Origin of the sequence: Pantoea sp. IMH (assembly GCF_000599885.1) — a bacterium.
Taxonomy (GTDB): domain Bacteria; phylum Pseudomonadota; class Gammaproteobacteria; order Enterobacterales; family Enterobacteriaceae; genus Erwinia.
Genome location: NZ_JFGT01000005.1, coordinates 106,300 through 126,550, shown reverse-complemented (window position 1 = coordinate 126,550; position 20,251 = coordinate 106,300). Strand labels below are relative to the sequence as shown.

16 protein-coding genes are annotated in these 20,251 nt (G+C 54.9%); 11 read left to right on the top strand and 5 right to left on the bottom strand.

The window, feature by feature from the left end; all coding sequences use genetic code 11:
* Nucleotides 1-16 precede the first annotated feature (16 nt).
* A complete protein-coding gene (locus tag EA20_RS0108745) occupies nucleotides 17-1,684 on the top strand; it encodes an iron ABC transporter permease (protein WP_024966464.1) in 1,668 nt (555 codons plus the stop codon).
* Between the two features lie 63 nt (nucleotides 1,685-1,747).
* Complete coding sequence (locus EA20_RS0108740; RefSeq protein ID WP_024966463.1) at nucleotides 1,748-2,824, top strand: AI-2E family transporter; 1,077 nt, start codon at nucleotides 1,748-1,750, stop codon at nucleotides 2,822-2,824.
* Here the strand turns inward: EA20_RS0108740 and EA20_RS0108735 are convergent.
* On the bottom strand, nucleotides 2,814-3,500 hold the full coding sequence (locus EA20_RS0108735) for a FadR/GntR family transcriptional regulator (RefSeq protein WP_024966462.1): 687 nt from the start codon (nucleotides 3,498-3,500) through the stop codon (nucleotides 2,814-2,816). The genes EA20_RS0108740 and EA20_RS0108735 overlap by 11 nt on opposite strands.
* A 182-nt stretch (nucleotides 3,501-3,682) precedes the next feature.
* Between EA20_RS0108735 and uxuA the strand changes: the two genes are divergently transcribed.
* From uxuA to EA20_RS0108710, 5 genes are all read left to right on the top strand, one after another.
* Nucleotides 3,683-4,867: a mannonate dehydratase gene (uxuA, locus tag EA20_RS0108730; RefSeq protein WP_024966461.1), complete on the top strand. Its 1,185-nt coding sequence runs from the start codon at nucleotides 3,683-3,685 to the stop codon at nucleotides 4,865-4,867.
* Nucleotides 4,868-5,079: 212 nt separating this feature from the next.
* Complete coding sequence (locus EA20_RS0108725) at nucleotides 5,080-6,654, top strand: EAL domain-containing protein (RefSeq protein WP_024966460.1); 1,575 nt, start codon at nucleotides 5,080-5,082, stop codon at nucleotides 6,652-6,654.
* Nucleotides 6,655-7,381: 727 nt separating this feature from the next.
* Nucleotides 7,382-8,887: a glycine betaine/L-proline transporter ProP gene (proP, locus tag EA20_RS0108720; RefSeq protein ID WP_024966459.1), complete on the top strand. Its 1,506-nt coding sequence runs from the start codon at nucleotides 7,382-7,384 to the stop codon at nucleotides 8,885-8,887.
* 383 nt (nucleotides 8,888-9,270) lie between these two features.
* On the top strand, nucleotides 9,271-9,951 hold the full coding sequence (locus EA20_RS0108715) for a type 1 glutamine amidotransferase domain-containing protein (protein ID WP_024966458.1): 681 nt from the start codon (nucleotides 9,271-9,273) through the stop codon (nucleotides 9,949-9,951).
* A gap of 256 nt (nucleotides 9,952-10,207) precedes the next feature.
* On the top strand, nucleotides 10,208-10,813 hold the full coding sequence (locus tag EA20_RS0108710; RefSeq protein WP_024966457.1) for a TetR/AcrR family transcriptional regulator: 606 nt from the start codon (nucleotides 10,208-10,210) through the stop codon (nucleotides 10,811-10,813).
* A gap of 125 nt (nucleotides 10,814-10,938) precedes the next feature.
* On the opposite strand, the gene EA20_RS0108705 is transcribed toward EA20_RS0108710, so the two are convergent.
* A complete protein-coding gene (locus tag EA20_RS0108705; protein ID WP_024966456.1) occupies nucleotides 10,939-12,123 on the bottom strand; it encodes an NAD(P)/FAD-dependent oxidoreductase in 1,185 nt (394 codons plus the stop codon).
* A 238-nt stretch (nucleotides 12,124-12,361) separates the two neighbouring features.
* Here EA20_RS0108705 and pitA point away from each other — a divergent pair, with 238 nt between their 5' ends.
* A complete protein-coding gene (gene pitA / locus EA20_RS0108700) occupies nucleotides 12,362-13,864 on the top strand; it encodes an inorganic phosphate transporter PitA (protein WP_152540227.1) in 1,503 nt (500 codons plus the stop codon).
* Between the two features lie 66 nt (nucleotides 13,865-13,930).
* Here the strand turns inward: pitA and uspB are convergent, their stop codons facing one another.
* On the bottom strand, nucleotides 13,931-14,266 hold the full coding sequence (gene uspB, locus EA20_RS0108695) for a universal stress protein UspB (protein WP_024966454.1): 336 nt from the start codon (nucleotides 14,264-14,266) through the stop codon (nucleotides 13,931-13,933).
* Nucleotides 14,267-14,714: 448 nt separating this feature from the next.
* Between uspB and uspA the strand changes: the two genes are divergently transcribed.
* Both uspA and EA20_RS0108685 read left to right on the top strand, forming a co-directional pair.
* The gene (uspA, locus tag EA20_RS0108690; protein ID WP_024966453.1) at nucleotides 14,715-15,152 is read left to right on the top strand and encodes a universal stress protein UspA; all 438 of its coding nucleotides are present in this window, start codon (nucleotides 14,715-14,717) and stop codon (nucleotides 15,150-15,152) included.
* A gap of 445 nt (nucleotides 15,153-15,597) precedes the next feature.
* Nucleotides 15,598-15,840, top strand: a complete 243-nt coding sequence (locus tag EA20_RS0108685) for a hypothetical protein (protein ID WP_024966452.1) — start codon at nucleotides 15,598-15,600, stop codon at nucleotides 15,838-15,840.
* 325 nt (nucleotides 15,841-16,165) lie between these two features.
* Here the strand turns inward: EA20_RS0108685 and rsmJ are convergent, their stop codons facing one another.
* Together rsmJ and prlC are read right to left on the bottom strand one after the other, a co-directional pair.
* Complete coding sequence (gene rsmJ, locus EA20_RS0108680) at nucleotides 16,166-16,918, bottom strand: 16S rRNA (guanine(1516)-N(2))-methyltransferase RsmJ (RefSeq protein WP_024966451.1); 753 nt, start codon at nucleotides 16,916-16,918, stop codon at nucleotides 16,166-16,168.
* Nucleotides 16,919-18,961: an oligopeptidase A gene (gene prlC, locus EA20_RS0108675; RefSeq protein ID WP_024966450.1), complete on the bottom strand. Its 2,043-nt coding sequence runs from the start codon at nucleotides 18,959-18,961 to the stop codon at nucleotides 16,919-16,921.
* A gap of 203 nt (nucleotides 18,962-19,164) precedes the next feature.
* Between prlC and EA20_RS0108670 the strand changes: the two genes are divergently transcribed.
* Nucleotides 19,165-19,989, top strand: coding sequence for a CPBP family intramembrane glutamic endopeptidase (locus EA20_RS0108670; RefSeq protein WP_024966449.1), 825 nt, complete (start codon nucleotides 19,165-19,167; stop codon nucleotides 19,987-19,989).
* Nucleotides 19,990-20,251 lie beyond the last annotated feature (262 nt).

The following is a 20,251-nucleotide window of genomic DNA, read 5'->3' as shown; positions in this document are numbered from 1 at the left end:
TTCAGGAATTCTGCCTGTGAAACTGCGATTTATGCCGCTGATGACAATCACCTTACTGATTGTGCTGGTGGCGCTACCGCTTCTTTTTATTCTGCTTCAGGCTATTTTTCCCGCACTGAGCGAAGGATCGTTCAGCGGCGCCTTTACGCCCGTGGCGAAATTGTTTCAGGACCCGGCGCTTGGTGCGCTGCTGGCAGGCACGCTGAAAACCGGCCTCGGCGTGGCGCTCTGCAGTTCGCTTATCGGCGTGCCGTTGGGCGCGCTGCGCGGATTATTTAACGTGCCGCAGGCGCGTTTCTGGGATCTGATGTTTCTTATTCCCTTCCTTACGCCACCCTACATCGCCGCGCTGAGCTGGATGCTCGCGCTGCAGCAAAATGGCTATCTCCAGCAGCTCACCGGCTGGAACCTGAACGAACTGCTTTTCAGTCAGACCGGCATTATCCTGGTGATGACGCTGAATATCTTCCCGGTGATCTACTTTGCGGTTTCACGCAGCATGCTCGCCAGTGGCGATGTGCTGCCGACGGTGGCACGGGTACATGGCGCTTCCCCGTGGCGGGCGTTCTGGCATATTTCACTGCCCATGGCGCTGCCTGCCCTGGCCGCGGGCGTACTGCTGGCCTTTACCCTGGCAATTGAGGAGTATGGCGTGCCAGCCGCATTGGGATCCCGTGCCGGAGTGGTCATGCTGACGGTAGGTATTGAAGAGCGGCTGGCCGACTGGCCTATCGATCTGCCCGGATCGGCGCTGCTGTCGATGATCCTGGTGCTGATCGCGCTCGCCGCCTTTTTCCTTCAACGTAAGCTTACCGGCAACCGTGAAGTGACCAGCATTACCGGCAAGCCCGCACGGCGAACATTGATGCCGCCTGGCCGCTGGCGGGTCCCTATTCTTCTGCTGTTCAGCCTGACCGCTTTGATCGTGGTGGCGCTGCCTGTAACGTCACTGTTTCTGACGGCATTTCTCTCAACGCTCTCGGGGGGATTGCAGCTGAACAACCTGTCGCTCAGCCATTTTTCTGCGCTGTTTGCGCAGCAGGGTGAGGCGCTTTCCGCACTCTCAACCAGCGTCGGCCTCGCGCTGGCCACAGCATTGATTACCGGCGTGCTCGGTTTTCTGGCGGCCTGGCTGGTGGTCGAGGGTAAAATCCGGGGGGCAAAACTCATCGATGCGCTGTCGCTGCTGCCTGTCGCGCTACCCGGCGTGGTGGTTGGCGTAGGGCTGATTTTACTCTGGAACCGGCCTTTCTGGCCCGTTTCACCCTATAACACCTGGGCGATCCTGCTGCTCTCCTATTGCTGTCTGCTGCTGCCCTGGCCGGTGCGTTACGTAAGCAGCGCCCTGAAGCAGATCGGCAGCAATCTTGAGGCAGCGGCGCGGGTGCATGGCGCAGGCTCGCTACAGGCGCTGCGCTATATCATTTTCCCGCTGGTCTCGCCCAGCCTGCTGGCGGCCATGCTGATGGTCTTTGCCATCGCCTCGCGGGAACTGGTCACTTCGCTGCTGCTGGCGCCTGCAGGTACGCAGACCGTGGCGGTTTTTATCTGGCGTCAGTTTGAACAGGGCTCCGTCGGACAGGGAATGGCAATGGCCAGTATTGCGCTGACGCTCAGCCTTACGCTGATGCTTGCCGCGATGGCGCTGCTGCAAAAACAGGCAAAAGGGTCCGACCAATCCTAAATAACGCCACACCCTCTCCAGAAGCGCTAAACTTGCAGGGCAAACATTCAAACTGGAGAGAGAATGAGCGAACCTCAGCAGGAAAAGATTGGTCAGAATATGTTGTTAAAAATGGCCATGCTGGTGGTGATTCTGGCAGGGATTAAGGCGGCATCAGATATTCTGGTGCCGTTTTTACTGGCCATTTTTCTGGCAATAGTCCTCAACCCGCTGGTCACAATACTGATGCGCCGCAAAATCAAACGCGGCCTGGCAATAACGTTGGTGATGCTTGCGGTACTGGTCTTCATCGGGCTGCTGGTCGCGATGATCGCCGGATCGGTCAATGAATTTACCAGCCTTTATCCGCAAATACGCGACCAGATGGAGCAAAAGCTGGCAGTAGTGCAGCACTTCGCCGCAACATTTAACCTGAATCTCTCTACGGAAAGCATGGCGGAACATTTCGATCCTAACGCGCTCATGAATATGGCGGGCATCGTGCTCAGTCAGTTTTCCGGCGCAATGGCTAACGTGCTGCTGCTGCTGATGACGGTTATTTTTATGCTGTTTGAAGTTCATCATCTGCCTTACAAAATGCGTTTCGCGCTGGTGAACCCTAAAATCCGCATTGCCGGTCTGCATAAAGCGTTAAAAGGCGTGACGCACTATCTGGCGCTGAAAACGCTGATTAGCCTGATCACCGGGGTTTCCGTCTGGCTGACGCTGCTGCTGCTGGATGTGAAGTTCGCGCTATTGTGGGGCGTGGTGGCGTTTGTGATGAATTTTATTCCCAACATCGGTCCGGTCATCGCGGGCATTCCGCCGCTGATCCAGGCGCTGCTGCTTAACAGCGTTTATGACGCCGCGCTGGTGGGCGCCCTTTTTGCGGCTATCCATATGGTATTCGGCAATATGCTGGAGCCCAGAGTGATGGGCCGGGGTCTGGGGCTTTCCACGCTGGTGGTCTTCCTCTCACTGATCTTCTGGGGGTGGCTGCTGGGGCCGGTAGGGATGCTGCTGTCAGTACCGCTGACCAGCGTCTGTAAGATCCTGATGGAAACCACACCAGGCGGCAGCAAGCTGGCCATCCTGCTCGGCACCGGCAGGCCGAAGATCAAGCGCATTGAGAAGCGGGTGGATAAAGGCGTTACTCGGTAAATAACCGGTCATAAACATGGCGGATGTGGGTTTCCATATGCCGCCTCGCCTGCACCGGATCGCGTCCGATAATCGCCTGAGCAATGTCGGCGTGATCCTGGTTCATCTCCCGGGCAAAATCCTTGTCCGCAAAATGTTGCTCCAGACGTAAAAATCGCGGATTTTTCCGCTTATTCCAGAGATATTCCATCATTTCAGCCAGCACTTCATTGCCCGTCATTACGGCGATCAGCAGATGAAAGCGCTTATCTTCCTGTAAAAATTTCTCGTCATTGAGCTGAAGCTGTACCAGATCGTCGGCGATTTCCTGGAGTTCGGCGCGCTGATCGTCTGTGCCGTTGCGCGCAGCCAGTTCGGCGGTCATCCCTTCATAGTGCAGCCTGGCGTTAATCAACGCTTTCAGGCTGAACGCCTCTTCCGTGACCGGCGCATCCGTGCCGGGCAGCGGATCCATCACACTCACGCCGTTGCCGGTGCGGATTTCCACCCAGCCGGTAATTTCGAGCGCGATCAGCGCCTCACGCACGGATGAGCGGCTGACGCCCAGCTGCTTTGCCAGCTCGCGCTCTGGCGGTAGCATTTCGCCCGGCAGGAACTGCTTTTTACGGATGCAGTCGATCAGCAGCGCGGAAATCTGGCGGTAAAGCCGTTCGGGTTTAAGCGTGGGTAACGCCATCTTCACTGCTCCTGCCATCAATTCTGTCCGGCAGCTTAGCACAGCACCGCCAGAATTTTGCCTGGGTGCCAGCGCGCAACCTGCGATCCCAGTCACGATACTTCCGCCCCATTGTGAATTATGCTTGGTCCAGTGGCCTGACCACTGGGCCAAATAAACGCGTTTATCTGAAGGAGTCTGCTATGGAGCATACGTGGCGCTGGTATGGCCCAAACGATCCGGTTTCGCTTGATGATGCCCGCCAGGCAGGCGCCACGGGCATTGTTACTGCACTACACCATATCCCTAATGGTGAAGTCTGGCCGGTGGAAGAGATTAAAGCCCGGCAGGCGCTGCTGGCGGAAAAAGGGCTGGTGTGGTCGGTAGTGGAAAGTATTCCGGTGCATGAATCGATCAAAACCCAGCGTGGGGATTACCGATCACGCATCGCCAACTATCAGCAGTCTCTACGCAATCTGGGCGCCTGTGGCGTGGATACCGTCTGCTATAACTTTATGCCCGTGCTGGACTGGACGCGCACCGATCTGGCCTGGCCGCTGCCGGATGGCGGGAAAGCGCTGCGCTTTGACCATATCGCCTTCGCCGCCTTTGAGTTACATATCCTGAAGCGCCCCGGCGCAGAAGAGACCTATGACGACAAAGAGCAGCAGGAAGCCGCCCGCTACTTTGCCAGCATGACGCCGGAAGCCATTGAAACCCTGACGCGTAATATCATTGCCGGTCTGCCGGGTGCTGAAGAAGGCTATACGCTGGCGCAGTTTCAGGCACAGCTTTCCCAGTACGAGGGCATCGATAAAGCCCGCCTGCGCACCCATATGGCTGAGTTCCTTCAGGCGATTGTTCCGGTTGCCGAAGCCTCGGGCGTGGTACTGGCGGTTCACCCGGACGATCCGCCGCGCCCTATCCTCGGCCTGCCGCGTATTGTATCAACCCAGGAAGATATGCAGTGGCTGAAGGAAACGGTCGACAGCCGCCATAACGGTTTTACCTTCTGCACCGGCTCCTATGGCGTACGCCCGGAGAACGATCTGGTTAGCATGGCGACCGCTTTCGCGGACCGTATTCACTTTGCCCATCTGCGCTCAACGCGGCGGGAAGCGGAACCCAAAAGTTTTCATGAGGCGGCTCACTTGGAGGGCGATGTTGATATGGTCGGCGTAATAAAAGCCTTACTGACGGAAGAGCAGCGCCGCCGCAAAGCGGGCAGCCGCCGGGCTATCCCGCTACGCCCCGATCACGGTCATCAGATACTGGACGATCTGCATAAAAAAACCAACCCCGGCTATTCCGCCATCGGACGCCTCAAAGGGCTGGCGGAATTACGCGGCGTTGAGCGGGCGCTGACGCAAATTTTCTTCCAGGAGTAACGCCGCTTTCCGGCACAAAGTACTGCCTTTACCGCCTTTTACCGCACCTTTACATGGTGCGGTTTTCCCCTGTTTTTTCTCCCACAGCGGCAATAAACTTTCGCCAGCACAACACTTTCTGGCACCGATAGAATTAATGTTAAACCGCCGCTAAGCTCATGCTATTTTATCAGCACAAGCCGTTGCAACGTGCAGGTAATGCGGGACCACGCATGGATACTTATTTTAAAAAAGAGCAGAAGCGTCGGGGTTTACTGCTGGTGCTGGCCGGCATGCTGCCGCTGCTGCTTTGTCTGTTATTTACTTTTATTGAGGCCAGAAAAGAGGTCAGGCGCCAGCAAACGGCGGCGGCCACGATGCTGCTAAAGCAGGCGGAAACGATCAGCGATCAGGCCTGGAAAATGGCAGACCACCTTCAGCAATATGCCAACCGGCCTTGTGCTGATATCAGCGGTGAACTTCAGGAGTATGCTTCGCTTTACCCCTACTTTCGTTCTGTTGGCCTGATGCATAATGATCGGGTGAGCTGCTCCTCAGCTTACGGTGGTAAAACCGGCGATCTGGCGACCATGATCCAGCGTCCTGTTCCCAGCCATGAGGCAACATCATGGGCGATCTCCCTTGCGGCCACGTATGGCGTAAGGGACAGGCCAGCCATCCTTTTTATGCGATCTCCCTCGCCCAGCTTCAGCAGTTATGCCCTCGTCGACGGTCAGTATCTGCTTGATTTTATGGAAGCACTGAGCGAGAGCCACGGCTACAGCATCGGGCTGAAATATGGCGATGGCTATGAAATTGTAAAGGGTCCTCTTGTGCAGCCAGGCCAGACGCTGCCCGATGCCGCCTCCACCCTGAAAATCGCGTCGAAACGCTATCCTGTCGGGATCAGGATCACTACCTCATCCCGCGAGGCGATTACGGTCTGGCGTCAGGTGCTGTTAACTTTTGTCCCTATGGCGATCATTCTCTCACTGCTGCTGATGGCGCTGACGCATAGCTGGCTGAAGCGAAAACTCTCGCTGGGCGACCGGCTCGTCCGCGCCATCCGCAAAAGGGAATTCTCCGTTCACTATCAGCCGGTTTATAACCTTGTAACCGGCGTCTGTAGCGGCGTGGAATCACTGCTGCGCTGGCAGTTGCCGGACGGCACCTGGGTAAAACCCGACGCCTTTATCACTGCCGCCGAGAATGAAGGTAAGATCGTGCCGCTTACCCGGCACCTTCTGCAATTAATTGTTGAAGATACCAAAAGCTGGAAGGTGCCGCCGGGCTTTCATCTGGCCATTAATCTGGCCGCAGAGCATTTACAGCACCCTGAATTTGAGCAGGACATGCGCGATTTTGCGGCACAAATCACCCTTCCCCAGCCAAGGATCACTCTGGAGCTGACGGAGCGGAGTCTGATTAAAGATGGCGAGGCCGTGAGCCAGAAGCTGTCACGCCTGCGAAGTGAAGGCATGTTTGTGGCAATAGATGATTTTGGCACCGGTCATTGCGCCCTCTCCTTACTGCAGACCTTTCCGCTTGATTACCTGAAGATCGATCGTGGATTTGTGAACGCCATTGAGTCATTTGCGCGAGAGGCCCCCGTGCTCGACGCCATTATCAGTCTGAGCCATAAGCTTAAACTCTCGGTCGTTGCGGAGGGCGTTGAAACGCCTGAGCAGATGGCGTGGCTTCAGGCCCGCGACGTGGTCTTTATCCAGGGCTATCTGTATGCCCGCCCCATGAGCAGCGCAGCGCTGCAGACCTGGCTACAGGAGCGCGGCAGAACCCGGCTGAGGTAGCAGCACGATCGCTGAGCATCTCCTTTTCCGGCGCTGGACACCTGCTGTCCTGGCTGTTGCTTAACAGCGTCACGAAATGATCTGATGTTAAAACGTCAGTCGCGCTTAACCACCTCCTCACTACGGCGGTTATAACGCGAGAGACAGGTCAAACCTTATAATCAATGAAGAAGAATGCATTACGGCCAGTCGCAGATTTTATTTGCAGAAGTGAATTTCTGTGTCCTTTTATTGCAGAAATCAGCAAATAAACGATTTCGCCTGTTCCCCTTATTCACCCTCATCAATTAAACAGTGAAAAAGCGTTATTTATTAATTTAGCGGTCTCAAAAATGTGACATAACAGATCAGGCAAGGACTATTGTCACAATAAAAAAGGGAAGCTGAAATCAATGAACAACGTCATCACTTAATCGCACGCCCAAAATCCCCCATCTTTTTTCAGGGTTTTTTTTGTGCAAAATTTTATCAGTTAATCTCCGCACCGCTTACTAAAAAAAACGCTGGCCCGTTTTCGCGAGCGGCAGAAATTATGTTACATGCCGAAGAAACGATATACTGAGAGACGACAGATGTGCATTGACGGGAGCGAATACCCGCGACAACTCACTGTCTTATGGACGACAGGCCATACACAATTTGTTCCACCAGCCGGCTCGCAGAATTCTGTATAACCGGTGCAGGCACAAAATTTTATTGGGTAAACAGATAATTACAGGGTGTTTATATGAAGCTACGTAGGAAGCGTGTTAAGCCGATTGGCTTAAAAGACGTAACGATCATTGATGATGCCCGGTTACGTAAAGCCATTACCGCTGCGTCGCTCGGCAACGCCATGGAATGGTTTGACTTTGGGGTTTATGGATTTGTGGCCTATGCATTGGGTCAGGTATTTTTCCCGGGCGCCGATCCTGGTGTACAGATGATTGCTGCACTTGGTACTTTCTCGGTGCCCTTCCTTATTCGTCCCCTGGGCGGTTTATTTTTTGGTCGTCTTGGCGATAAGTATGGCCGCCAGAAAATCCTCTCTATTACTATTATTATCATGTCGGTCAGTACCTTTTGTATTGGCCTGATACCGTCCTATGCCTCTATTGGTATCTGGGCACCGATCCTGCTGCTGCTATGTAAAATGGCTCAGGGATTCTCCGTCGGCGGAGAATACACCGGCGCCTCAATTTTTGTCGCCGAGTATTCGCCTGACCGCAAGCGCGGGTTTATGGGCAGCTGGCTCGACTTCGGCTCGATTATTGGCTTCGTAACGGGTGCGGGTCTGGTCGTGCTCATTTCCGCCGTGATTGGCGAAGCGAAATTCCTTGAATGGGGCTGGCGTATTCCGTTCTTTGTTGCGCTGCCGCTCGGCCTGATCGGCATCTATCTGCGTAACGCGCTGGAAGAAACCCCGGCGTTCCAGCAGCATGTGGATAAACTGGAACAGGGCGATCGGGAGGGCCTGGCGGAAGGGCCTAAGGTTTCCTTCAAGGAAATCGCCACTAAACACTGGCGAAGCCTGATGGCCTGTATCGGCCTGGTGCTGTCGACAAACGTTACCTATTACATGCTGCTGACCTATATGCCGAGCTACCTGTCGCATAACCTGGGCTATGCAGAAAACCACGGTGTTCTGATCATCATCGCTATCATGATCGGGATGCTTTTCGTTCAGCCGGTTATGGGCCTGATGAGCGACAAATTTGGCCGTCGCCCCTTCGTTATTATCGGTAGCATTGCCCTGCTGCTGCTGGCGATCCCATGCTTTATGCTGATCAACAGTGACGTGACCGGGCTGATCTTTGGCGGCCTGTTGATGCTGGCGGTTATTCTTAACTGCTTTACCGGCGTGATGGCCTCTTCGCTGCCGGCGATGTTCCCGACGCATATCCGCTACAGCGCGCTGGCCAGCGCCTTTAATATCTCTATCCTGGTTGCCGGTCTGACGCCGACGCTGGCCGCATGGCTGGTTGAAACTACCTCAAACCTCTATATGCCGGCCTATTATCTGATGATTGTTGCCGTCGTCGGTCTGATAACCGGTATCATGATGAAAGAAACGGCGAATATGCCGCTGCGTGGCGCAACGCCCGCCGCATCTGATATGGCTGAAGCAAAAGAGCTGTTACAGGAGCATCACGATAATATCGAGAGCAAAATCGACGATATCAGTGAACAGATCGCCGAGCTGGAAGAGAAGCGTAAGCACCTGATCAATCAGCATCCGCGCATTAATGAATAGGTAATTTGATGCCAGAAGCCCGCGCCCTGTCGCGGGCTTTTTTATGCGTAAAAGCCTGTCGCGCGCTGACTGCTGATCTTCAGCGAGGTCATCTTCAGAAAAACCAACCGAAAGATCCTGAAAAAATCATTAGACGACTGGTCTATTCGATGCTAGTTTTATGCTATCGCCACGGGTAAGCCTTAAGGCGCTGAGCATTCAGAACGGTATCGCCACACGCTTAGCCGCAGAGTTCAGTCAGGCTGGTTTTGCGGACAGATGTGATTGTTTTACTCAATAAAGTTCAGGCTGTGCACGTTAGGTGCCTCTGAACTTTTTATTCGCCAGATAACTATACGACCGGTCTAATTAACTTACGTTAGCCCTGTTGCGGGAGAGAGATGATGAAAATTTTGATGGTACTGACCTCACATGATCAACTGGGCAACACGGGCCGCAAAACCGGCTTCTGGCTGGAAGAGCTGGCAGCACCCTACTATGCCTTTAAGGATGCGGGTGCGGAGATCACCCTGGCCTCGCCGAAAGGTGGCAACCCGCCGTTAGATCCAAAAAGTAACGAACCCGATTTCCAGACCGATCAGACGCACCGCTTTGAAGCCGATGCTGGTGCCCTGGCTCAGCTTGCGTCAACGGTACGCCTGGAGAGCGTTTCTCCGGCGGATTACGATGCTGTTTTCTATCCGGGCGGCCACGGTCCGCTGTGGGATCTGGCGGAAGATAAACATTCGGTGGCGCTGATTGAGGCCTTCCTGGCGGCAAATAAGCACGTTGCGCTGGTCTGCCATGCCCCAGGCGTACTGCGCCACGTCAAAACTCCCGCAGGCAAGCCGCTGGTTGAAGGCAGAAAAGTGACCGGCTTTACCAATACCGAGGAAGACGCGGTCGGCCTGACGCAGGTTGTTCCTTTCCTGGTGGAAGATGAACTGATTGCCAGAGGCGGAATTTACTCTAAAGGGGCGGACTGGAGTTCCTATGTGGTCAGCGACGGCCTGCTGATCACCGGACAAAACCCCACCTCCTCAGCCGCGACAGCGGTACAGCTACTGAAGCAGCTGGCTGAGTAAGAGTGATTACGGGGAGAGGATTTTATTACTCTTCTCCCCTGTCCCACCGCTTTATACGTCAGGCCGATTTGCAGAATCCCGGGACGTTCTATCATGCGTTCCCGTAGAGGCTCTGTAGCTAATGCCGGCCCCCTGAAATTAGCGCCAGCGCACCAGATTCACCGGTTTAATAACCGGGATCAGAAGGTATAGATGGGGAACGGCTTTCTTCCTTTCGGATATAGAGGAGTGGTCTGGTTTGTGCTATTTTCGCGCGATGACAACTTCATCCCAACTCCACAGCAATGATGTGCGTGAACATATCCTTTCAACCGGCCAGCGTATTATGGCGGGCAAAGGATTCTCCGCTGTCGGTCTGAATGAGATCCTGACCGCCGCTGGCGTGCCTAAGGGATCTTTCTATCACTATTTCGCTTCCAAAGAGGCGTTTGGCGTGGCGATGCTGCAACGCTATTTCGATGATTATCTGGTGGAACTTGACCATACGCTGAGCCAGCCGGGGATTGCGATGGCACAGCGGCTGATGAACTACTGGCAGCAATGGCAGGATTCGCAGTCGTTTTCCGACTGTCAGGGCAAGTGCCTGGCCGTGAAGCTGGGTGCGGAAGTCGCCGATCTCTCCGACGGTATGCGCCTGACGCTGAAATCAGGCACTGCAGGAATTATCTCGCGTCTCGCGCAGGCGCTAGCTACCGGCATGGCTGAAGGTTCGCTGCGCATTGATGACACGCCGGGCAAAACGGCGGAAAGCCTCTATCAGCTCTGGCTGGGCGCGAGCGTGATGGTCAAAATCGTCCGCAATACTGAGCCTTTTGATGCCGCCATGAAGACGACCAAGCAGATTATTCATCTTCCCGCTTAACGGATAGCGCAGATGCTGATAAACCGAGCGATCAGGGCTGTTAAGGCCATGAACGAGAAAGGTTTACCAGCCTCATCTGACTGACAGCCCGCTCAGAAGGTTTACAGCGTCGGGATCTCTCAGGCTCACAGCGCCTGAGCGCAAGCCCAGGCGGAAGACCAGGCCCACTGGAAGTTATAGCCGCCAAGCCAGCCGGTGACGTCCACCACTTCCCCGATAAAATAGAGGCCGGGCATCGCACTGGCCTCCATCGTTTTGGATGACAGCACGCTGGTATCCACACCGCCCAGCGTGACCTCGGCGGTACGATAGCCTTCCGTACCGTTCGGCTGAACCCGCCAGTGGTGCAGCGAGGCCACCACATCACTCTGCTGGCGCGCGTTGAGCTGTTTCAGCGTGCACTCCGGCACGTTGCCAAGCTGCTGAAGGCATTCCACCAGGCGGCGGGGCAGCACTTTCGCCAGCGTGTTTTTCAGGCTCTGGTTCGGGTGCGCGTCACGCTCAGCATTGAGAAAAGCCCCCAGCTCCTGCTCCGGCGAAAGGTCGATGGTGACAAATTCACCCGGCTGCCAGTAGCTGGAGAGCTGCAGCACCGCCGGACCGGAAAGGCCGCGATGGGTAAACAGCAACGCTTCTTTAAACGTGGTACCCGTTTCTGCGGCCAGCACCGAAGGCACCGACACGCCTGACAGCGAGCTGAGTTGCTCAAGCAGCGGCTTATGCAGGGTGAACGGCACCAGTCCGGCACGGGTCGGAAAAACGTTCAGGCCAAACTGCTCCGCGAGCTTATAGCCAAAGGGCGAGGCGCCCAGGCCCGGCATCGACAGACCGCCGGAGGCGATAACCAGCTTTTCTGCCTGCACGGTGCTGCCGTTCAGCGCCAGGGTATAGCCGCTCTCATCATGCGTCACGCTCAGCACTTCACTGCGCAACCGCAGCGTAACACGCCCCGCCTCGCACTCTTTCAGCAGCATATCCACGATTTGCTGGGCCGAATCATCACAGAAAAGCTGTCCTAACGTTTTCTCATGCCACGCAATGCCGTGGCGATTGACCAGATCGATAAAATCCCACTGGGTATAGCGCGCCAGCGCGGATTTACAAAAATGCGGGTTATGGGAGAGGTAGGCGCCGGGTTCGGTATAAAGATTGGTAAAATTGCAGCGTCCGCCGCCGGACATCAGAATTTTACGTCCCGCCTTTTTGCCATTATCCAGCAGCAGAACACGCTTGCCCCGCTGACCCGCCTGGGCGGCACAGAACAGGCCAGCCGCACCGGCACCGATGATGATAACGTCAAAATTTTCCACTGATCTGCCCCGCCGCGAAAAAACGCCGATTGTAGAGAGTTGGGCGGGGTGATGCCAGCCCGACCTGAATATCGCCGCTGAAACACTCTGTAACATACTGATATTGCGGAGAAATGCTGGTGTAAATTCATCAGACTGCCACATTAGTATCAAAAAAAGTCTATATTTCACTTTCCCCGGGTGCGGTTTGTCGCTGATAATGCGCCGCGTTCATGTCCTCCAAAATGGCGTAACGCTTATGCTACATCTGTTTGCTGGTCTCGATTATCATACCGGCCTGTTACTGGTACTCGCTCTGCTTTTTGTTCTGTTTTACGAAGCCATCAACGGCTTCCACGACACGGCAAACGCGGTGGCAACGGTCATATATACCCGCGCAATGCGATCGCAACTTGCGGTGGTAATGGCCGGGGTCTTTAACTTCTTTGGCGTACTGTTGGGCGGGCTGAGCGTGGCTTATGCTATCGTTCATTTACTTCCCACCGATCTGCTGTTAAATGTGGGCTCCGCTCACGGGCTGGCCATGGTCTTTTCCATGCTGCTGGCGGCGATTATCTGGAACCTCGGTACCTGGTACTTTGGCCTGCCGGCGTCCAGCTCCCATACCCTCATCGGGGCCATCATCGGTATTGGCCTGACCAACGCACTGATTACCGGCACCTCCGTGGTCGATGCGCTGAACATCCCGAAAATGATCGGCATCTTTATGTCGCTGGTTATCTCGCCGATTGTCGGCCTGGTTATCGCGGGCGGGCTGTGCTTTATTCTGCGCCGCTACTGGAGCGGCACCAAGAAACGTCGTCGTATTCATATGACGCCAGCGGAACGTGAAAAGGTTGACGGCAAGAAGAAGCCGCCATTCTGGACCCGTATCGCGCTGATCGTTTCGGCGATTGGCGTGAGCTATTCGCACGGTGCTAATGATGGTCAGAAAGGCATTGGCTTGATCATGCTGGTGCTGATTGGCGTGGCGCCGGCTGGGTTTGTGGTTAACATGAACGCTTCCGGTTACGACATTACCCGTACCCGCGATGCGGTGCATAACCTGGAACAGTACTATCAGCAGCACGGTGATGCGCTAACGCGCGTGGTGCAGATGGCGCCTCCGGCAGTGCCGACGCCGCTGGAAAACCCGGGCGCTCCAACCGAGTTCCACTGCGATGCTACCCGTGCGCTCCCTGCTATCGCTCGTGTGAAAGGTATGCTCGACAATCTGCAAAGCTACGATGCGTTAAGCGTTGAGCAGCGTGCGCAGCTGCGTCGCCTGCTGATGTGCGTCTCCGATACCTCAGAGAAAGTGGCTAAGCTGCCGGATACCTCAGCAGAGGATCAGCGTTTCCTGAACAAGCTGAAAGGCGATCTGCTGAACACCGTTGAGTATGCGCCCATCTGGATTATCGTGGCCGTCGCGCTGGCGTTATCGCTGGGAACGCTGGTTGGCTGGCGTCGTGTTGCCACCACCATCGGTGAGAAAATCGGTAAGAAAGGGATGACCTACGCGCAGGGGATGTCGGCCCAGATGACCGCAGCGGTTTCCATCGGCGTCGCCAGCTACACCGGCATGCCCGTCTCAACGACCCATGTGCTCTCCTCTTCCGTAGCCGGTACCATGCTGGTTGACGGCGGCGGCGTACAGGGACGCACCATTAAAAACATCCTGCTGGCCTGGGTCTTCACCCTGCCCATCTCGGTGCTGTTATCAGGCGGACTCTACTGGATCGCGTTGCAGTTTATCTCGTAGCGCCCGGCGCATAAAAAAAGGGTGAAGCTTGCAGGCTTCGCCCTTTTTTTTGTCTGCCGCCAACGTTCAGTGCCAGATCAGCAATCCCATAAAGCCGATCAGCACCAGACCACAGAGCGCGCTGGTCAGTAAAAACTGGCCGCGGACCCGCTCACAGCGCCGGATAAACTCATCATCATGATGATCGAGATAGCGCTGCGCCCAGATATAACGCACCAGCCTGACCTGTTTGCTGGGCTGGCCATGAGAAGTGAAAAAGCCTGCGCCATCAACGTACTGATATAGCAGAGGATCGCATCCACGGAGTACCACCAGCAGCGCACGAAGCGAAGAAAAATAGCGTGCCATATTGATCAGGCAAATGACACAAAGAGCCCAGAAAAGCGCGATAGTGCTAATCATGATCCCCTCCCGACAACACTTACCAGGCAGAACAGCGGGCAAAGCCAGACCGGCCCTACTGATACATGCCAACCAAAAAACCGAACCTGACTGAAGAGTTGTTGTAACTGCGGTACGACGGCCCTTCCTGAGAGAGGCCCTGCCGTTAGTATTAGTGTAGGAGATAGGATAAAAAAAATTCCAGCACGGTGAGGCACTTCATGGCAAAAAGGCATTTTTACAGTTTGATCCCGCTCCCAAAGCGCGGTTGTTGGAGGGCATCTGTTAACGGTTGGGCCTATACTGCAAGGGAAGATAATAATAAAAGGGCGAAGCCGAAGTGTGCCTGACGCCCCTTCGCGAAATCCCGCATCGCAATAAATATTCGTTAAGGATTTCAAACTGTAATATTCTTCCCGGACAGTCTTGTCTGCGAAGGCGCAGCCGCAACGCATGGAAGGAGTTCGTTATGTCTTATAAACACATTTTGATTGCAGTGGATCTTTCACCCGAAAGCAAACTGCTGGTGGCCAAAGCGGTTTCCATGGCGCGTCCCTATGATGCCAAAATTTCCCTGATTCATGTGGACGTCAACTATTCCGATCTCTATACCGGGCTGATTGACGTTAACCTCGGCGATATGCAAAAGCGCATCTCCGAAGAGACGCACACGGCCCTGTCCGATCTCTCAAACGGCGCGGGCTATCCGGTAACTGAAACCCTCAGCGGTAGCGGCGATCTCGGACAGGTGCTGGTCGATGCCATCAAGCGTTATGACGTGGATCTGGTAGTTTGCGGCCATCATCAGGACTTCTGGAGTAAGCTGATGTCCTCAGCCCGTCAGCTGATTAACACTGTTCATATTGATATGCTGATTGTGCCGCTGCGCGACGCAGACGAAGAATAGCCACCGTTCAAAAAGCCGGTTTTTTGCCGGCTTTTTTTCACTTATTCTGTGCAAATAATGAAATAAAATCCGGCGATTTTATATTTTCATTCAGCAAGCTAATAATAACCCTCTTTAACCTAATATTGCTCATCATTGCCAGCAGAGCAGACAGGAGCAATCCTGTTCAGTCAGTTAGATTGACTGGCGATGCCTGTACTAATTGCTATCAGATATAATGCCTGCTATTGACACTTCCTTTTAAATCTGTGCAACTCCACAGAATTATTAAATCAATGCACTTTAGCAACCTGGCACATAATAGATAATTTGTGCCAAAACGGCACTTATCAATATTTTACTATAGGCGATTTTCTTTTCGCTCATTATATTCAATCTACTTTATCTGCTGCATCGCAACGGAGAAAGTATTTAAAAATGCAGTCACTTAATAAGGATATTATTTATGAGAGAAATCAACCAGGCTGAAATTTCGGCCGTGAGCGGCGCCGGGCTAACCGAATTCCTGAGCGGCGTTAATACCGCATTGCCTCAGGTTTCTGCCACACTCGACACTACGGTAGAGGCGCTTGCTGAGACCAGCATCATCGGCGAGAAAATCGGTCTGTCTTACAAAGCGTTTGGCCTGAGCATCGCTAAAGGGTATTTAACTGCCTTTTCAGGCTTTCTGACTAAATTAGCTGCCTGATTAACGCTGCCTTTACAGCATTAATACTGTAAATCAGATTTCAGTTAATTCCAGAAGGTAAAAAGCGTGCTTAACAGGCACGCTTTTTACCTAATATCGCTGCATTCGCTTATACGACATACCCATTCATTTTTACAGCCTATGTTTTTACTGTCGCCGGTGCGTATTTATTACCGGTTACAATCTGCCGCCAGACGCATTTTTCACTCAACATGCACTGAAGCAGTGCCCGATATGTAGCCTGATAATACTGACGACAGCGGTATGGGCCGCGATAAAACATCCCGAATAATTTGCGATCCGGACACAGCCCGAAGGAAATATTTTACTGACCAAGCGGCGGATAGATATCAAAACGATGGCTTTTGGTCACCACGGCGGATTGCGTCGCGATGCCCGCCAGCGGCGGCGCATAGTCAGGGCGCTTCACCACAATGCGCTTCTTCGCCAGACGACGCGCCGGCTCCAGCAGGCCATCCGCATCCTCATCAGCGCCTACCAGCGTCTGGAATACGCGCATCTCTTTTTTCACCAGCGCACTCTTCTGGCGATGGGGATACATCGGGTCCAGATAAACCACATCCGGTTTTTCAGCAAGGCTGCTGAGACCTTCCAGGCTTGACGCATGGATAAGCGTCAGACGCTCGCGCAGCCAGCCACCAATCTCCGCATTCTGGTAGCCACGTTGCAGACCATCTTCCAGCAGCGCTGCCACCACGGGATGACGCTCAAACATCTGCACCCGACAGCCCAGCGAGGCCAGCACAAACGCATCTCTACCCAGCCCGGCCGTGGCATCCACAACCGCAGGCAGATAGCCGCCTTTGATGCCGACCGCTTTCGCCACCGCTTCACCGCGCCCGCCGCCGAAACGGCGGCGATGGGCCATGGCGCCCTCGACGAAATCAACAAAAATGCCGCCAAGTTTGGGTTCGTTCCGCTTGCGCAGTTCCAGCCGCTCTCCCGTCATCACCAGCGCCATGGCGGCATCGGGATCATGGGCTAACTGCCAGCGGGCGGCCAGATCGGAGAGGGCGCCGTCTCCGGCGCCCGTTTCATCTATCAGACAGATCTTCACTCACGCTTCCTGAATGCCATAATGTTCCAGCATCGCATCCAGCTTAGGTTCACGGCCCCGGAACCGTTTGAACAGTTCCATCGGCTCCTCAGAACCGCCGCGTGACAGAATGTTGTCCAGGAATGACTGACCCGTTTCACGGTTAAAAATGCCTTCTTCTTTAAAGCGTGACCAGGCATCCGCCGCCAGCACGTCCGCCCACAGGTAGCTGTAGTAGCCCGCCGCATAACCACCAGCGAAGATATGGCTGAACGCATGCGGGAAGCGGCCCCATGACGGCCCAGGCATAACGGCTACCTGTTTTTTGATCTCTTTCAGCGTCTCCAGGATCTGCGCGCCTTTTGCCGGGTCGAACTCCGCATGCAGGCGGAAATCGAACAGGCCAAACTCCAGCTGACGCAGGATAAACAGCGCCGCCTGATAGTTTTTCGCGGCCAGCATTTTCTCCAGCAGCGCCTGCGGCAGCGGTTCACCGGTCTCATAGTGGCCGGAAATGAAGGCCAGCGCTTCCGGCTCCCAGCACCAGTTTTCCATAAACTGGCTTGGCAGCTCGACGGCATCCCACGGCACCCCGCTGATGCCGGAAACGCCCGGCGTTTCAATGCGGGTCAGCATATGGTGCAGGCCATGGCCAAATTCATGGAACAGCGTGGTCACTTCATCATGAGTAAAGAGCGCCGGTTTGCCGTTCAGTGGACGATTGAAGTTACAGGTCAGGTACGCTACCGGTTTTTGCAGCGTGCCGTCCGCCAGACGCATCTGGCTTACGCAGTCATCCATCCAGGCCCCGCCGCGCTTGTGTTCACGCGCGTAGAGATCCAGATAGAAGCTGCCGCGCAGTTCGCCGCTCTCGTCGAACAGATCGAAAAAGCGCACGTCAGGATGATAGACATCCACATCTTTACGCTCTTTCGCCGTGATGCCGTAAATGCGTTTCACCACTTCAAACAGGCCGTTAACCGCACGCTCTTCCGGGAAGTAAGGGCGAAGCTGTTCATCGCTGATGGCGTAAAGATGCTGCTTCTGCTTCTCGCCAAAATAGGTGAGATCCCACGGATTCAGCTCATCAACGCCACACTCCTGGCGGGCAAACGCGCGAAGCTGCTCAAGTTCTTTTTCCGCCTGAGGCCGGGCGCGCTTCGCCAGATCGCTGAGGAAGTCGATAACCTGGGCCGGATTTTCCGCCATTTTGGTGGCCAGCGATTTATCCGCATAGGAGGGGAAGCCTAACAGCTGGGCCAGTTCGTGACGCAGCGCCAGCTCCTCAGCCATGATCTCGCTGTTATCCCATTTCCCTGCGTCAGGGCCCTGGTCGGAGGCGCGGGTGGAATAGGCGCGATACATCTCTTCACGCAGCGCGGCGTTATCGCAGTAGGTCATCACCGGCAGATAGCTGGGAATATCCAGCGTCAGCAGCCAGCCTTCCTGACCTTTCGCTTCCGCCTGGGCTTTGGCCGCATCCAGCGCGCTTTCCGGCATTCCGGCAAGATCCTCTGCGTCAGTGACCAGCTTGCTCCAGCCCATGGTGGCATCCAGCACATTGTTGCTGTAGGTCGATCCGAGCTCAGAAAGGCGTGAGGCGATTTCACCGTAGCGTTTCTGCTTTTCCTTTGACAGACCAATCCCGGAGAGCTCGAAGTCGCGCAGCGCATTGTCCACAGCTTTCTGCTGGGGCGCGCTCAGCGTGTCATAACTCTGTTCTTTCAGATTACGATAGGCCTGATAGAGTCCTTCGTGCTGACCAACCCAGGTGCTGTACTCGGATAGCAGCGGCAGCGTCTGCTCATAGGCTTCGCGCAGCTCGGGGCTGTTTTTAACCGAGTTCAGGTGGCTGACGGGCGAAAACAGCCGGCCCAGGCGATCGTCAACTTCAGCCAGCGGCTGTACCAGGTTATCCCAGGTATAGGGCGCGCCCTGCGCTACCACGCTTTCTACCGCCGCACGACACGCTTCCAGCGCCTGAGTAACGGCGGGCACAACGTGTTCGGGTTTGATGGCGGAAAAGGGAGGAAGCGTAAAGGTGGAAAGTAGGGGATTGGTCATAGCGCAGTCCTTGAAGTCATGATCGTGTATGTGCGTCGTTAAGCACGCGATTAGGTTAACATGAGGCTAACCAGGGCGAAAATCAATGGTCAGGCTGGCCGGTAACCTCTCACCGTTCTCAATTTGTCTGCGCGTGGCGCAAATTGCATCCTTGCCGCTCTCTCCTTATCATCACAGCGGTTAAATTTTCCAGGAGTGTTTTTATGTGGTATCTGCTTGCCGCATCGTTGTTTTTTCTTCCTTTTCACCGCCCTGCCTCGCTGCTCCTGCTGATTATCACGCTGGCGATGGCCGTTGCTAACCAGACGCTGGCCCTGCCGGGGATTACAGCGGTGCTGCTGCTGGGCAGTCTGGCGTTGTATCGCGGGGTAAAGCGTGACCAGACTCGCTTTGCGCTGCCTGCTGAAATCATACTGGTCGTCGGTTCGCTGGCCCTGATGCTGCATCTGCTGCCCGGCTTTAATAATCTGGCTATCGTGAAAGCGGTCAACGTCGGGCCGGAAAGCGCCCCCTTCAGCTTCTATTTTAATTTCGATAAGGCGCTGATTCCTTTCCTGCTTCTGGGTTGCCTGCCCACCCTGCTGAAACGTCCGGCGGCACCACCAAAGAATGCGTTATGGTGGCTGGTGTTGATGCTGGCTATGCCGCTGCTGCTTTTGCTGGCGACGCTGGCGGGCGGTCTGCAAGTGGAACTGCATCAGCCCGCGTTCCTGGGCGCGTTTATGCTGGCGAATCTGTTCTTCGTCTCGCTGGCGGAAGAGGCGCTGTTTCGCGGCTACCTTCAGCAGCGGCTCACGCAGCGCCTGGGTAACCTCTGGGGCCTGCTGGCGGCCGCCCTGCTGTTCGGTCTGGCGCATTACGCTGGTGGCCCGCTGCTGATCTTTTTCGCCACGCTCGCCGGCATTATTTACGGTCTCGCCTGGCTCTGGAGCGGTCGCGTCTGGGTCTCCACGCTGGTGCATTTCACGTTTAATATGCTGCACCTGCTGCTTTTTACCTATCCGCTCTGGCAGCATCCGCAAGGCTGAATCTGCTATATCGTTAATACGTGTCGCCGCGGCGACACGTCTGTTTATTCTCACCCGGCCATGAAGCATTATGACGGGACGTTATCGGCTGAAAAGCCGCAATTTGTTCTCAAGCTTTCAGCCCATCCAGCGACCATCCCTGATATAATCGTGCGCTTCACGAGTTCTCATGCTTTTTCCTGCATCCACTGCTGTGCGCCGTTCTGTAGGTAATCCGTGAGGTAATAATTGTAATAAATTGACTCACCATCAATTAAAGCCT